15 protein-coding genes are annotated in these 14,238 nt (G+C 70.9%); 8 read left to right on the top strand and 7 right to left on the bottom strand.

The genetic code is table 11. The features are described 5' to 3' along the window. The first annotated feature begins 38 nt into the window (after positions 1-38). Complete coding sequence (locus DQP57_RS20385; protein WP_112634518.1) at positions 39-713, top strand: hypothetical protein; 675 nt, start codon at positions 39-41, stop codon at positions 711-713. A 54-nt stretch (positions 714-767) separates the two neighbouring features. Here the strand turns inward: DQP57_RS20385 and DQP57_RS20390 are convergent, their stop codons facing one another. Both DQP57_RS20390 and DQP57_RS20395 read right to left on the bottom strand, forming a co-directional pair. Continuing rightward, complete coding sequence (locus tag DQP57_RS20390) at positions 768-1,127, bottom strand: HesB/IscA family protein (protein WP_066871643.1); 360 nt, start codon at positions 1,125-1,127, stop codon at positions 768-770. A 96-nt stretch (positions 1,128-1,223) separates the two neighbouring features. Then, positions 1,224-2,300, bottom strand: a complete 1,077-nt coding sequence (locus DQP57_RS20395; protein ID WP_112634530.1) for a glycerate kinase family protein — start codon at positions 2,298-2,300, stop codon at positions 1,224-1,226. Positions 2,301-2,491: 191 nt separating this feature from the next. On the opposite strand from DQP57_RS20395, the gene DQP57_RS20400 reads away from it, so the two are divergent. Genes DQP57_RS20400 through DQP57_RS20415 form a run of 4 tightly spaced genes read left to right on the top strand, consistent with a single transcriptional unit; the run spans position 2,492 to position 5,579 of the window. Then, on the top strand, positions 2,492-3,184 hold the full coding sequence (locus DQP57_RS20400) for a DUF3043 domain-containing protein (RefSeq protein WP_112634519.1): 693 nt from the start codon (positions 2,492-2,494) through the stop codon (positions 3,182-3,184). A gap of 27 nt (positions 3,185-3,211) precedes the next feature. Continuing rightward, entirely contained in the window at positions 3,212-3,748 is a 537-nt protein-coding gene (locus tag DQP57_RS20405; RefSeq protein ID WP_112634520.1) for a bifunctional adenosylcobinamide kinase/adenosylcobinamide-phosphate guanylyltransferase, read from the top strand. Continuing rightward, on the top strand, positions 3,748-4,818 hold the full coding sequence (gene cobT, locus DQP57_RS20410; RefSeq protein ID WP_430919826.1) for a nicotinate-nucleotide--dimethylbenzimidazole phosphoribosyltransferase: 1,071 nt from the start codon (positions 3,748-3,750) through the stop codon (positions 4,816-4,818). The genes DQP57_RS20405 and cobT overlap by 1 nt, the downstream gene beginning before the upstream one ends. Further along, positions 4,815-5,579, top strand: coding sequence for an adenosylcobinamide-GDP ribazoletransferase (locus DQP57_RS20415; protein WP_112634521.1), 765 nt, complete (start codon positions 4,815-4,817; stop codon positions 5,577-5,579). Before cobT ends, DQP57_RS20415 begins: the two co-directional genes overlap by 4 nt. A 10-nt stretch (positions 5,580-5,589) precedes the next feature. On the opposite strand, the gene DQP57_RS20420 is transcribed toward DQP57_RS20415, so the two are convergent. Continuing rightward, positions 5,590-6,699: a branched-chain amino acid aminotransferase gene (locus tag DQP57_RS20420; RefSeq protein ID WP_112634522.1), complete on the bottom strand. Its 1,110-nt coding sequence runs from the start codon at positions 6,697-6,699 to the stop codon at positions 5,590-5,592. A 55-nt stretch (positions 6,700-6,754) separates the two neighbouring features. Then, positions 6,755-7,858 carry a glycine cleavage system aminomethyltransferase GcvT gene (gcvT, locus tag DQP57_RS20425; RefSeq protein ID WP_112634523.1) on the bottom strand — a complete coding sequence of 368 codons (1,104 nt, stop codon included), beginning with the start codon at positions 7,856-7,858 and terminating at the stop codon, positions 6,755-6,757. 50 nt (positions 7,859-7,908) lie between these two features. On the opposite strand from gcvT, the gene DQP57_RS20430 reads away from it, so the two are divergent. Beyond that, positions 7,909-9,456: a leucyl aminopeptidase gene (locus DQP57_RS20430; protein ID WP_112634524.1), complete on the top strand. Its 1,548-nt coding sequence runs from the start codon at positions 7,909-7,911 to the stop codon at positions 9,454-9,456. Here DQP57_RS20430 and DQP57_RS20435 read toward each other — a convergent pair. Together DQP57_RS20435 and DQP57_RS20440 are read right to left on the bottom strand one after the other, a co-directional pair. Further along, complete coding sequence (locus DQP57_RS20435) at positions 9,453-11,048, bottom strand: phytoene desaturase family protein (protein WP_112634525.1); 1,596 nt, start codon at positions 11,046-11,048, stop codon at positions 9,453-9,455. The genes DQP57_RS20430 and DQP57_RS20435 overlap by 4 nt on opposite strands. Beyond that, complete coding sequence (locus DQP57_RS20440; protein WP_112634532.1) at positions 11,045-11,494, bottom strand: SRPBCC family protein; 450 nt, start codon at positions 11,492-11,494, stop codon at positions 11,045-11,047. The genes DQP57_RS20435 and DQP57_RS20440 overlap by 4 nt, the downstream gene beginning before the upstream one ends. Before the next feature lie 142 nt (positions 11,495-11,636). Here DQP57_RS20440 and DQP57_RS20445 point away from each other — a divergent pair, with 142 nt between their 5' ends. Beyond that, positions 11,637-11,993, top strand: a complete 357-nt coding sequence (locus DQP57_RS20445; protein ID WP_112634526.1) for an aminopeptidase — start codon at positions 11,637-11,639, stop codon at positions 11,991-11,993. 4 nt (positions 11,994-11,997) lie between these two features. Here the strand turns inward: DQP57_RS20445 and DQP57_RS20450 are convergent, their stop codons facing one another. After that, positions 11,998-13,776, bottom strand: a complete 1,779-nt coding sequence (locus DQP57_RS20450) for an SDR family oxidoreductase (protein ID WP_112634527.1) — start codon at positions 13,774-13,776, stop codon at positions 11,998-12,000. A 197-nt stretch (positions 13,777-13,973) separates the two neighbouring features. Between DQP57_RS20450 and DQP57_RS20455 the strand changes: the two genes are divergently transcribed. Beyond that, positions 13,974-14,238: biotin/lipoyl-containing protein (locus DQP57_RS20455; RefSeq protein ID WP_346427300.1), on the top strand; the 265-nt coding region annotated here is incomplete at its 3' end.

The raw sequence follows: 14,238 nt of genomic DNA on the forward strand, positions 1-14,238 counted from the left end.
CCGATTGCAGTCCCGTCTACCACCGTAGGAGAACCACGATGGCAGGTCCGCACTCGCCGAACCACACCGTCGGCGGCGGCAGCGGCGGACCGGGCGGACACCAGCCCCCAGGCGAATCCGAGCCACTCGAGTTCCCCGACGACCCCCACACCGGTGGCCCCGGCTTCGCCGCAGCTCCGCAGGCCGATTATGCCGGGCAACCGGCGCCGGTGCCCTACCCGCCGCAACGCTCCAAGCGGCGGCTCGTCGTGGGCATCCTGCTGGCCATCGCGCTCGTCGCGGTGTTGACGGTGGCCATCGTGTACGGGGTCCGCACCAACGGGGCCACCACCGGCGCCACGTTCTCCGAGGGCGCGGCGAAGACGGCCATCCAGGGCTATCTCGACGCGCTCGAGCACCGCGACATCGACGAGATCGCCCGCAACGCGCTGTGCGGCCTGTACGACGGCGTGCAGGACAAGCGCTCCGACCAGGCGCTGGCCAAGCTCAGCAGCGACGCGTTCCGCAAGCAGTTCTCCGCGGTCGAGCTGACCTCGATCGACAAGATCGTCTACCTGTCGCAGTACCAGGCTCAGGCGTTGTTCACGATGAAGGTCACGCCGGTGAGCGGGGGCCCGATGCACGGGCAGGTGCAGGGCATCGCGCAGCTGCTGTTCCAGCGCGGTCAGATCATGGTCTGCTCGTACGTCCTGCGCACCGGCGGCTCGTACTAAGCGCGATCCGCCAGCCGGGACAGCCCGGCTGATGGATTCGGCGGGATCAATCGATCAGTTGAACGAGTCGCCGCAGGCGCACGAGCCGGTGGCGTTGGGGTTGTCGATGGTGAAGCCCTGCTTCTCGATGGTGTCGACGAAGTCGATGGACGCGCCTTCGACGTAGGGCGCGCTCATCCGGTCCACCGTCAGCGTCACACCCCCGAACTCCGCGGTCAGGTCGCCGTCCAGCGTCCGGTCGTCGAAGAAGAGGTTGTAGCGCAGGCCGGCGCACCCACCCGGCTGCACGGCGATGCGCAGCGCCAGGTCGTCGCGGCCCTCCTGGTCCAGCAGGGACTTTGCCTTGGTGGCGGCGGCCTCGGTCAGGATCACGCCGTGGGTCGTCGTGGCGTTCGACTCGTTTTGCACCGTCATTGCTTCTCCTACATGCCTCATCGTTGGGTGGGTCCGATCAGGCCCGATATCGCCGGCTCACGCCGGGCGATCCGGACCGCGCGAAAGTCCACTTCTTCAACGGTACCTTGACGGACCGCTATTCCCGAGTCGCGCCGCCACAACCGACGCCAGACCCATGAGCTGGTTGGCGGCGTCGGCCTGCGCCAACCGCACCGATCCGGCGTGCTCGGCGATGGATAACGCGGCCATGATGCCCGACGAACGCACCGTCGCGTTGTCCAGGTCGACCTGGCCGGCCAGCACGACCACCGGGATCCCCCGCGGCCGAGCCGCGTCGGCCAGAAATCCCACCACCTTGCCGTGCAGGGACTGCTCGTCGAACCGGCCCTCGCCGGTCACGATCAGCTCCGCGGTGTCCAGGTCGTCGGACAACCGGGTGTGCTCGGCGATGATGGCCGCCCCGGACTGACAGCGGCCGCCGAGCGCCAGCAGCCCGGCGCCGATGCCGCCGGCGGCCGCCGCGCCCGGCTCGGCGCTCACATCGCGCCCGGCCACCGCTTCCAGGATCAGCGCCCACGCCTGCAGGCGAACCTCCAGCGCGGCGACGGTGGCCGTGTCGGCGCCCTTCTGCGGCCCGAACACCCGGGCCGCCCCCCACGGGCCCAGCAGCGGATATTCGGTGTCGGAGGCGGCGATCAGCTCGACGTTGCCCAGCTGCCGGCGGGCGGTGTCCAGGCCGCCGAGTTCGGCGATCATGCCCTGCCCGCCGTCGGTGCAGGCGCTGCCGCCCAAACCCACCACGATCCGCGTCGCCCCCACCCGCAGCGCCTCGGCGATCAGCTGGCCCACGCCTTTGCTGTGGGCGGCCATCGCGGTCTCCGGGGTGGGTGGTCCGCCAATCAGAGCCAGACCGCAGGCCTGGGCGCACTCCAGGTAGGCGGTGGCCGACTCGCTGTCGAACACCCAATTGGCTTCGACCATGGCTTTCAGCGGTCCCGAGACCCTCAGGCGCCGCGTCTGCCCCAGCCGGGTGGCGAGCACCTCGACGAAGCCGGGGCCGCCGTCGGATTGGGGGGCGACGATGAACCGGTCCCCGGGACGCGACCGGGTCCAGCCGGTCGCGATGGCGGCGGAAGCCTCCAGCGCCGACATGCTGTCGGCGTAGCAGTCCGGGGCGACCAGAACTTGCATCGCGGGCAACTGCAGGCGGCCAGGGGCCAGGCCGGGACCATCATCATCCGAGGCCATCGACCCGTCGTCCATCAAAGGCAGCCGTTCATCACGTGTAAGAGTAGGGCCAAGTGCGCCACTAACGCAGGTCTAATAGCAAGGCATTCCAGGCGAATTCCGGCGCGAGTCGCGCGCGAAGTAACCTGGCCACTGTGAAGCTGTTGGGCCGTAAGAAAGGCCAGGACACCGACCTCGACGAAAACGCGGCCGCCGCGGCCGTCGCCGGCGTTGCTGGCGCCTCGGGCGACGCGACCCGCGAGGCGCAGCGGACGGGCCCCAAAGGGCGCCCCACGCCCAAGCGCAACGAAGCGCGGCGCAGTGGGCGCAAGGGTCCGGTCGCGCCCGCACCCATGACCGCCGCCGAGGCGCGGGCCCGCCGCAAATCGCTGGCCGGCCCCAAGCTCAGCCGCGAGGAGCGCCGGGCCGCCAAGGCCGCCGGCCGCGCCGGCATGTCGGAACGCCGGGCAAAGATGATGGCCGGCGAAGAGGGTTACCTGCTGCCCCGCGACCAGGGCCCCATCCGCCGCTACGTCCGCGACGTGGTGGATTCGCGGCGCAACCTGCTGGGTCTGTTCATGCCGTCGACGCTGTTCCTGATGTTCGTCATGTTCGGCGTCCCCCAGCTGCAGCTGTGGGTGTCGCCGGCGATGCTGGTGCTGATGGCCGTGATGAGCGTCGACGGGCTGATCCTGGGCCGCAAGGTCAGCAGGCTGGTCGACGTGAAGTTCCCCAACAACACCGAAAGCCGTTGGAAGCTAGGCCTTTACGCCGCCGGCCGAGCGTCTCAGATGCGCCGGCTGCGGGCGCCCCGGCCCCAGGTCAAGCACGGCGCCAGTGTCGATTAAAGCTCGCCGGAAGGCCGGCTGACACCGGTGCGCACGCTGGTGCTCGGCGGGATCAGGTCAGGCAAGTCGCAGTGGGCGGAGGAAGCCATCACCGACGGGTTGCCGGCCGGGCAGGCGGTTCATTACCTGGCGCCCGGGCCGGCCGGACACGACGACGCGGCCTGGGCGCAGCGGATCGCCCGGCACCGCGCCTGCCGGCCCGCGCACTGGTCGACGATCGAAACCGGCGACATCGCAACGCAATTGCGCCAGTCCCCCGACGCCCCGACGCTCATCGACGATCTCGGCACCTGGCTGACCGGCGCGCTGGACCGCAACAACGCCTGGGACGGCGGCTCGGTGGCGGCCGCCGTCGATGACGTGCTGGCCGCCGTCGGTGAGTTCGCCTCCCCACTGGTGCTGGTCAGCCCGGAGGTCGGGCTGACGGTCGTGCCCGCCACCGCCGCCGGACGCCGGTTCGCCGACGAGCTCGGCGGCCTCAACCAGCGCCTGGCCGCATTGTGCGACCGGGTGGTGTTGGTGGTGGCCGGCCAGCCGGTCCCGATCAAACCCTTGGGGGTCTGATGCAGTTCGCCGCCATCTCACCGCCCGATCTGGACGCCGCCGCCGCGGCCCGTGCCCGCCAGGACACCCTGACCAAGCCCCGCGGGGCGCTGGGCCGGCTCGAGGACCTGTCGGTGTGGGTCGCGTCGTGTCAGGGGCATTGCCCCCCAAGGCAATTCGAGCGTGCCCGGGTGGTGGTGTTCGCCGGTGACCACGGTGTCGCCCACTCGGGGGTGTCGGCCTACCCGCCGGAGGTGACGGCGCAGATGGTCGCCAACTTCGACGCCGGCGGCGCCGCGATCAACGCCCTGGCGGACGTCGCCGGGGCGACGGTCCGGGCCGCGGACCTGGCCGTCGACGCCGACCCGCTGACCGAACGGATCGGCGCCCACAAGGTGCGCCGCGCCAGCGGCGACATCAGGGTGCAGGACGCGTTGAGCGACGACGAGACCTCCAGGGCGCTCGCGGCGGGCGCGGCCATCGCCGACGAGGAGGTCGACGCCGGCGCCGACCTGCTGATCGCCGGCGATATGGGCATCGGAAACACCACGGCCGCAACGGTTTTAGTGGCGGCCTTGACGAACGCCGAGCCGGTTGCGGCGGTGGGTTTCGGCACCGGGATCGACGGCGCCGGGTGGGCGCGCAAGACGGCCGCGGTGCGCGACGCCCTGTTTCGCGCGCGGCAGGTGTTGCCCGATCCGGTCGCGCTGCTGCGCTGCGCCGGCGGCGCCGACCTGGCGGCGCTTGCGGGCTTTTGCGCGCAGGCCGCGGTCCGGCGCACCCCACTGCTGCTCTACGGCATGGCGGTGACGGAGGCCGCGCTGGTTGCCGAGCACCTGGCGCCGGGCGCCCGGCTGTGGTGGCAGGCCGGTCACCGGTCCACCGAGCCCGCGCATGCGCTCGCGCTGACGGCGCTGGATCTCGAGCCGATCCTCGACCTGCGGATGCGGCTGGGCGAGGGAACCGGCGCCGCCCTCGCGGTTCCGGTGCTGCGCGCCGCGGTGGCCGCCCTGTCGTCGATGGCCACCTTCACCCAGGCCGGGGTGTCCGACCGCGTCGAGGGCCCCGCCCCGGCCGCTCCTGCGCCGTGATCCGTTCGCTCGCAACGGCTTTCGCGTTCGGGACGGTGCTACCCGTGCCGGGCGGCGGGCACGCGCCGATGGGCCGCGCCGCCATGACCGCGCTGCCGGTGGTGGGCGCCGTGCTGGGGGCCCTGGCCGCGGCCGTGACCTGGGGCGGCGTGCACGTGTTCGGGCCGTCCGGGGCGCTGCCCGGCCTGCTCGCGGTCGCGGTGCTGCTGCTGGTCACGCGTGGCCTGCACGTCGACGGCGTCGCCGACACGGCCGACGGCCTGGGCTGCTACGGGCCGCCGCAACGGGCCCTGGCGGTGATGCGCGAGGGATCGACCGGCCCGTTCGGCGTCGCCGCCGTCGTCGTCGTGCTCATGCTGCAGGCCCTGGCGTATTCGGCCTTGGGGGCCACCGGCCGGGTGTTCCCCGGCGTGGCGGGTATCGCCGTCGCCGTGTTCGCGGGACGGGTGACCGCGGTGCTGGCCGGGCACCGGTCGGTGCCCGCGGCCGAGGGCAGCGCCCTGGGCATCCGCGTCGCCGCCAGCCAGCCGACTGCGGTCGTGGCGGCCTGGGTCGCGGTGCTGCTCGCCGTTTCGCTGCTGGCCGGGACGCGGCCCTGGCAGGGCCCGGTGGCGGTGTCGGCGGGGCTGGGCTGCGGGGCGATCCTGGTGCGGCACTGCGTGCGCCGATTCGGCGGCATCACCGGTGACGTGCTGGGCGCGGCGATCGAGCTGACCACGACGGTGAGCGCCGTGGTGCTCGCTGGCCTGGTGCGGTTCTGAGCGCGAGCAGCTAGCCGAGCCGGGCCATCCAGCCGTGGGTGTCGGCGAAGGTGCCACGCTGGATCCCGGTCAGCGTGTCGCGCAGCGCCATGGTCACCTCGCCGGGTTGGCCGTCGGCGATGGTGAACTCGGCATCGCCGTACTTCACGTGCGAGACCGGGGTGATGACCGCGGCGGTGCCGCAGGCGAACACCTCGGTGATCTCGCCGGCGGCGGCCTTCTTCTGCCACTCGTCGATATCGATCTTGCGTTCCTCGACGGAGAACCCTGCGTCAATAGCCAACTGCAGCAAGGAATCTCGTGTGATCCCGGGCAGCAGCGAGCCGGACAGCTCCGGGGTGACCAGCCGGGCCGATCCGCCGCTGCCGAACACGAAAAACAGGTTCATCCCGCCCATCTCTTCGATGAAGCGTCGTTCGACCGCGTCCAGCCACACCACCTGGTCGCAGTTGTTGGCCGAGGCCTCGGCCTGGGCCGAGAGCGACGCGGCGTAGTTGCCGCCGAACTTGGCCGCGCCGGTGCCGCCGGGGCTGGCCCGCACGTACTCTGTCGACACCCAGACGGTGACCGGGCTGATGCCGCCCTTGAAATAGGCGCCGGCCGGCGACGCGATCAGCAGGTAGCGGTAACGCTTGGACGGGCGCACCCCCAGCCCCGGTTCGGTGGCGATGACGAACGGGCGCAGATACAGCGCCTCCTCGCCCCCGGCCGCCGGAACCCAGGCGCTGTCGACCGCGATCAGCTGGCGCAGCGACTCCATGAACAGCTCTTCGGACAGTTCCGGGATGGCCAGCCGCCGGGCCGAGGACCGCAACCGCGCGGCGTTGGCCTCGGCGCGAAACGACACGATCGAGCCGTCCGCCCACCGGTACGCCTTGAGCCCCTCGAAGATCTCCTGCGCGTAGTGCAGCACGATCGCCGACGGGTCCAGCTCGATGGGGCCGTAGGGGATGACGCGCGCGTCGTGCCAACCGTCGCCGGTCTCGTCGTAGTCGATCGACACCATGTGATCGGTGAAGTACTTGCCGAAACCCGGCTCGGCCAGGATGGTTTCGCGTTCGGCATCGGTCGCCGGAGTTGCCGAGCGCGAAACCGTGAACTCGAGGGAGCCACTGGTCATTCGCCGATTGTATATCCGCCTACCGAATCGGATTTCGCCCGCGCACGCGGCGCCGCTAGCGCGTTTTCACCGCGACGAAGGGCGGGCGCACCACCTCGCATGCGGCGGCACGACCCCGGACGTCGACGGTGATCTGTTGACCGTCCTCGACGCCGGCGTCGGTGTCGATCAGCGCCAGCGCGATGCCGGCCTGCAGCGTCGGCGAGAACGTGCCCGACGTGGTGACCCCCACCGGGGTGTCGCCCGCGAGCACCGTCAGCCCGGCGCGCAGCACGCCGCGGCCCACCATCCGCAGCCCGCGCAGCAGCCGGCGCGGGCCCGCCTCCTTCTCGGCCAGCAGGGCCTCGCGGCCGAAGAACGCGTCCTTCTTCCAGCCGATCGCCCACCCGCAGCGGGCCTGCAGCGGGGAGATGTCCAGCGCCAGTTCGTGACCGTGCAGCGGATAGCCCATCTCGGTGCGCAGGGTGTCCCGGGCGCCCAGGCCGGCCGGCTCACCGCCGGCCGCGCTGACCGCCTCGGCCAGGGCGTCGAACACCACACCCGCGGAGTCCCACGGGGGCAGCAGCTCGTAGCCGTGTTCGCCGGTGTAGCCGGTGCGGCAGACCCGCACCGGCACGCCGGAGAACGACGTGTCGGCATAGGCCATGTAATCCATGTCGGTGGGCAGGCCCAGCCGGCCGAGCACGTCGGCCGACCGCGGCCCCTGCACGGCCAGCACCGCGAAGGACCGGTGCTCGTTGGTAATGGTCAGCCCGGCCCCTGCGGCGGCCTGCAGCGCCTCGACCACCGCGGCCGTGTTGGCGGCGTTGGGCACCAGGAAGATCTCGTCGTCGTCGACGTAGTAGGCGATCAGGTCGTCGATGACGCCGCCGGATTCGGTGCAGCACAACGTGTATTGCGCCTTGCCCGGACCGATGCGGCCCAGGTCGTTGGTCAGCGCGGAGTTGACGAACTGCGCGGCCCCCGGCCCGCGGACCGACGCCTTGCCCAGGTGGCTGACGTCGAACAGGCCGACCGCGTTGCGTGTCGCGTTGTGTTCGCTGACGGTGCCGGCATAGGACACCGGCATCAGCCAGCCGCCGAACTCGGCGAAACTGGCGCCCAAGCTCCGGTGACGCGCTTCCAGGGGTCCGTGCACAAGGTCGGCTGCATCGCTCACGACTCTTCACCCTAATCAGCGGCGACGGATGGACCGTTAGGGTGATGCGGATGAGCACAGAACCCGGTTACGCCTCCCCCGCTGTAAGTGTCGCCTCCTCGCTGCCACGGCGCGCCGCCGCGTCGACCGTGCTGATCGTGCCCGTCGTCTCGACCGGCGAGGACGACAAGCCGGGCGCGGCCGTCGCGGCCGCCGAGCCGTTCCTGTCCTCCGACGCGGTGGCCGAGATCGAGTCGGGCCTGCGGGCGCTGGAGGCCACCGGCGCCGCCGAGCAGGTGCACCGGCTGGTGGTGGGATCGCTGCCGGTGTCCAGCGTGCTGACGGTCGGCCTGGGCAAACCGCGGTCCGAGTGGCCGGCCGACACCATCCGCCGCGCCGCCGGGGTCGCCGCGCGTTCGCTCGGCAAGACCGAGTCGGTGCTCACCACGCTGGCCGAGCTGCCCGGCGAGGGCATCGCCGCGGCCGCCGTCGAGGGCCTGATCCTGGGCAGCTACCGGTTCACCGAGTTCCGCAGCGCCAAGACGGCGCCCAAAGACCAAGGGCTGGGCAAGATCACGGTGCTGGCCACCGCCAAGGACGCCAAGAACGACGCCGCGCACGGCGCCGCCGTCGCGACCGCCGTCGCCACCGCCCGCGACTTCGTCAACACCCCGCCCAGCCACCTCTTTCCGGCCGAATTCGCCAAGCGCGCAAGGGCTTTGGGTGGATCCGTCGGTCTCGAGGTGGAGGTGCTCGACGACAAGACGCTGCAGAAGGGCGGCTACGGCGGCATCATCGGTGTGGGACAGGGCTCATCGCGCCCGCCCCGGCTGGTGCGCCTGATCCACCGCGGTTCCAAGCTGGCCAAGCGTTCCAAGCAGGCCAAGAAGGTCGCGCTGGTCGGCAAGGGCGTCACGTTCGACACCGGCGGCATCTCGATCAAGCCCGCCGCGGGGATGCACCACATGACCTCGGACATGGGCGGTGCCGCCGCGGTGATCGCGACCGTCGCGCTGGCCGCGCAGTTGCGACTTCCGATCGACGTGATCGCCACCGTGCCGATGGCCGAGAACATGCCCTCGGCCACCGCGCAGCGCCCGGGCGACGTGCTGACGCAATACGGCGGAATCACGGTCGAGGTGCAGAACACCGACGCCGAGGGCCGGCTCATCCTGGCCGACGCCATCGTGCGGGCGTGCGAGGACAACCCGGATTACCTGATTGAGACGTCTACGCTGACCGGCGCGCAGACGGTCGCGCTGGGCGCCCGCATCCCCGGGGTGATGGGCAGCGACGAATTCCGCGACCGCGTCGCGGCGATCTCTCAGCGCGTGGGCGAGAACGGCTGGCCGATGCCGCTGCCCGACGAGCTCAAGGAAGACCTGAAGTCCACGGTGGCCGACCTGTCCAACATCAGCGGGCAACGCTTCGCCGGCATGCTGGTGGCGGGGGTGTTCCTGCGCGAGTTCGTCGCCGACGGCGTGAGCTGGGCGCACATCGATGTGGCCGGGCCCGCCTACAACACCGGCAGCCCGTGGGGCTACTCGCCAAAGGGCTCCACCGGCGTGCCGACGCGGACCATGTTCGCCGTCCTGGAGGACATCGCCGAAAACGGCTAGCGGGTCAGCCTTGTGATCACGGCGCGCCCCAGCTTGCGGCGCGGCCAGCCGGTCGCGCCGTCGGCGGCCAGCGCGGCGTTGGCCGCGTTGCGCCCGCACGCGCCGTGCACCGAGCCGCCCGGCGTCGCCGACGCGCTGCCCAAATAGAGCCGCTCGATGGGTGTTTCGGCCCGGCCCATGCCCGGCGCCGGGCGGAACACCAGCATCTGCTGCAGCTGGGCGGTTCCGCCGTTGAGCGCCCCGAGGTGCAAGTTGGCGTCGCTGGCCTCGAGATCCGACGGCCGTTGCACGAACCGGTCGATCACCGCCGAGCCGAACCCCGGTGCATGCTCTTCGATGACCCGGTCCACCGCCGCGGCCAGGCGGTCCGCCGAGGCGTCGTCGGACACGTTGCGCGGCAGATGCGTGTAGGCCCAAACACTTTCGGTGCCGGCGGGCGATCTGCTGGGGTCCGCCGTGGTGGTCTGGCCCAGCAACATGAACGGATGCTCGGGAATCACGCGGGTGTTCAGGTCGGCCATCCAGCGGACCAGCCCGTCCCCGTCGGCGCCCAAGTGCACGGTGCCCACCGACCGCAGGTTTTTCGCCCGCCACGGGATCGGGGTTGCCAGCGCATAATTCACCTTCACCACCGGCGGATCCCACTCGTAGTGTTGCAGGTCGCGGCGCAACGCTGCCGGCACCGCGTCCGCGGGCAGCATGTCGCAGAACAATCGCGGCGCCGTCACGTCGGCCACCACCGCGCGGCGCGCGGTCACCGTCCGTCCCTCCGCGGTGGTCACTCCCACGGCCCGGCCGCCGCGCACGTCGATGCGAGACACGTTCTGGTGACATTCGATTCGCGCACCGGCCGAGCGGGCGCGATTGACCAGCGCCGCGGTGAGTTGCCCCGATCCGCCGACCGGCACCGGCCAGCCGTGATCCTGCGCCAGCATCGTCATCAGGAAGCCCATGGCACCGCTGATCGGCGCGTCCGGGGGGACGTCGGCGTGCATTGCGTTGCCCAGCAACAACACTCGTGGCGCCTCACCGTCGAACAGCGTAGCGGCCATGGCGTTGGCCGGTTGCACCAGCAGCCGCGCGACCCGGACCGCCTCGGGCGTGCCGAGTTTGCGCAGCAACCCCAGCAACGGCCGCACCGGCGGGAAGGGCGCCAGCATGGCGTCGAGCAGTGGCGCCTTGATCTTGTTCCACAGCTCCACCAGCCGCCACCAGTTGTCGCCGTCGGCGTGCGTGCGCCGCGCGAATTCCGCTGCCGTGCGGGCGGGATCGCGATACACGATGGGCGGGTCGTCGTCGGCGGCGCTGCGCGGGTGGCCGACCACCGTCGGCGCATGCGACCACCGCAGCCCGTGATCCTCCAACTGCAGCGCCGCCATCGCCGGAGACGCCACCGTCATCGGATAGTAGGAGCTGAACAAGTCGGTGATGTAGCCCGGTGTCAGCTCGGCGCTGCGCACCGCGCCACCCGGCTCGGGCTGGGCTTCCAACACCAGCACATCCCAGCCCGCGTCGGCCAGCATCGACGCCGCGACCAGCCCGTGGTGCCCCGCCCCGATCACGACGGCGTCGACGGTGTCGCGCACGGTCACTTCACCTGGCTCGGCTCCAGGCGCTCCGCCAGCGCCGCCAGCCGCCACAGGCACTCCTTGTTGCGCGGGTACGCCGCGGCCAGCGCGAGGGAATCGGGGACGGCCCCCATCGGCCCCTCCACCGGCACTTCGATCATCTCGATGCGGCACCCCTGCGGAATTTCGTGCAGCAGCATGGTGATTCGCGCTGCACCCAGCGGGCCCAGCCGGGCGCGCAGCACCAGCTTGTGCGGGGGTTCGCTCTCCTCCACGATGGTCGCGTCGTTGATCACCAACGGCCAGATCCCGATCGAGTGCCGGATCGAGGAGCCGGGTTCCGGCCAGTTGGGATCGACGGCCCGCATCCGGCTGTTGCCCACCACCCACTGGGTGTAGGTCCAGCCCTGGGCGAGCACCTCCCACACCCGCTCACACGACTCGGGCACCTCCCGCGTTGCAGTGATCACGTGCACACCCCTTCATGTCCTGAGTTACCGCGGGCGGATACCCGGCAATCGACGGGTTATTCGGCGTCAACGCCGGGTTTACCGGCGCAGCACTGCGGTTAATCTCCCAGCGGTCGAAATCCCCACGAGGAAAGGCGAGACCATGACGGTGCGACGGATAGTCCTCGCGCTGGGCGCGGTACTGCTGATAGCCGGTGTGATCGGGCTGTTGGTGCCGGTGTCCATCACCGACGGCAACGGCAATTCGATCGGGTGCGGCAACGCGCTGGTGGCCAACACGCAGAGCGCCCGCAATGCGATGCAGCAAACCAATAATCAGACCGGTGCCAACATCCCCGTCGTGGGCTCCTTCGTCCCGCACTCCCCGGACTATGTCGCGCAGTGCCAGTCCTCGGTGGGCGGCCGGCGCGCATGGGCGATCCCGCTGGCCGTGCTGGGGATCATCGCGATCGGGGCGACGTTGCTGACCGGACGCCGTGGGGCGGCGACGGGCGCTTAGCGCCTCAAATCACCCGGATCCGTGCGGCGTTGCGCAGCCCCTGCGGCGCGACACGCGAAAGCCCGTACAGCGCATAGGCTTCCGGCGCCACCGGACGGATGGGCTTCTTCTTCTGGACCGACGACAGGATCGCGTTGGCGACCTTGTCGGGGCCGTAGCGTCGCAGCGCGAACATCTTGCCCAGCTGGCCGCGGCGGCCGTCGACCGCGTCGGCCTGCTTGCCGGCGGGCGCATCGAACCTCGTGGTGTTGATGATGTTGGTGTCGATGACGCCCGGGCAGATGGTGGTCAGCCCCACCCCGGCGGCGTCGAGTTCGGCGCGCAGGCAGTCGGAGAACATGTAGGTCGCCGCCTTCGAGGTGCAGTAGGCGCTCAGCGACTGCAGCGGCGCGTAGGCCGCCATCGACGACACGTTGACGATGTACCCGCCGGTGCCGCGCTCCACCATCCGCCGCGCGAACGCCCGGCACCCGTTGACCACACCGCCCAGATTGACGTCAAGCACCCGGTCGAACTGCTCGGCCGGGGTGTCTAAGAAGCCGCCCGCGTGCCCGATGCCGGCGTTGTTGACGACGATGTCCGGGACCCCGTGCTCGCTGCTGACCCGCTCGGCGAACGACTCCACCGCCTGCGCGTCCGACACGTCGAGCACGTAGGCGTGCGCGACCCCGCCGCGGGTGGCGATCTCGGCCGCGGTGGCCTTGACGGCCGCCTCGTCGATGTCGCTGATGACCAGCTCGGCGCCTTCGCGCGCGAAGGCGAACGCGGTCTCGCGGCCGATGCCGCTGCCGGCACCGGTGACCGACACCAGGGTGTCGCCGAACGACCCGCGGGGCCGCCCCACCTGCGCGCGCAGCAGCGCGCGGCTGGGCTGCTTGCCCTCGGCCTGGTCGGTGAACTCGTGCACCGCCGCCGCCATCACCTGCGGGTGCGACATCGGCGAGAAGTGACCGGCCTGGATGTCGCGGCGCCACAGCCGCGGCACGAAGCGCGGGGTGTGGTCGTAGCCGTAGGGCCGCACGTATTTGTCTTTGGTGTTGACGATGAGCTGCACCGGCACGTCGATGACCGCGACGCCCTGCTTGCGACCGGAGAAGGACCGAAAGTAGTTGGCGGGATAGGTTTTCACCGACCGGGCGGCGTCGGAGGCCAGTTTGTCGGAATGGTGGATCTGTTCGACGGGGATGTTGTCGACGGCGTTGCGGCGCAGCGCCGGGACCGACAGCGTCAGCCGCAGCAACAGCGGCGCCAGCACCGGTATCGAGAAGAAGATCATGTAGCTCAGCCGCAGGGCCTGGCTGATCGCCCGGACGAAGGTGCGCGGCTTCCAGGGCGCCCGCAGCCCGCTGAAGATGTAGTCGACCAGTTGGTCCTGAGCGGGTCCGGACACCGACGTGAACGTGGCGACCCGGTCGCTGGCGCCCGGACGTTTCAGGTAGTGCCACACCCCCACCGAGCCCCAGTCGTGGGCCAGCACGTGCACGGCCCGGCCCGGGCTCAGCTCAGCGGTCACCGCGGCGAAGTCGTCGGCGAAGCGGTCCATGCGGTACGCCGACACCGGCTTGGGGGCCGCGGACATGCCGACGCCGCGGTTGTCGTAGCGGATGATCCGGAACCGCTCGGCCAGCAGCGGGACGACCCCGTCCCACAGCACGTGGGAGTCCGGGAAGCCGTGCACCAGCACGACGGTGGGGCCGTCGGGATTGCCCTCTTCGTAGACCGCGATGCGGGTGCCGTCGGCGCTGTCGACGAAATGCTGCGGTAGTTGTGGTGTTGGCGGCATCGAGACCTCCCCGCTCTGGCTGCAGTGGCCACACCGTAGCAAGCGTGATCGGTGTCACCCGCCCGACGCGGCGTATCTGCCCTGGATGCGTGCCGGCGAGGGCGCAGTGACAGGATAGTTTTGGATTGCGACTTCGCCTTCCGCAAGCGCGCTGATCGACCCGCCCCGACCCACGAGCGATCGAGGAGTCAGAAACGATGGCCTTCTCCGTCCAGATGCCGGCACTCGGTGAGAGCGTCACCGAGGGGACGGTCACCCGCTGGCTCAAGCAGGAAGGCGACACGGTCGAGCTCGACGAACCGCTCGTCGAGGTGTCGACCGACAAGGTCGACACCGAGATCCCGTCGCCGGCCGCGGGTGTGCTGACCAAGATCGTCGCCCAGGAGGACGACACCGTCGAGGTGGGCGGCGAGCTCGCCGTCATCGGCGACGCCTCCGAGGGTGGCGGGGCAGGTGGCGACT

The sequence above is a fragment of the Mycobacterium colombiense genome, assembly GCF_003284935.1.
Lineage (GTDB): Bacteria > Actinomycetota > Actinomycetes > Mycobacteriales > Mycobacteriaceae > Mycobacterium > Mycobacterium arosiense_A.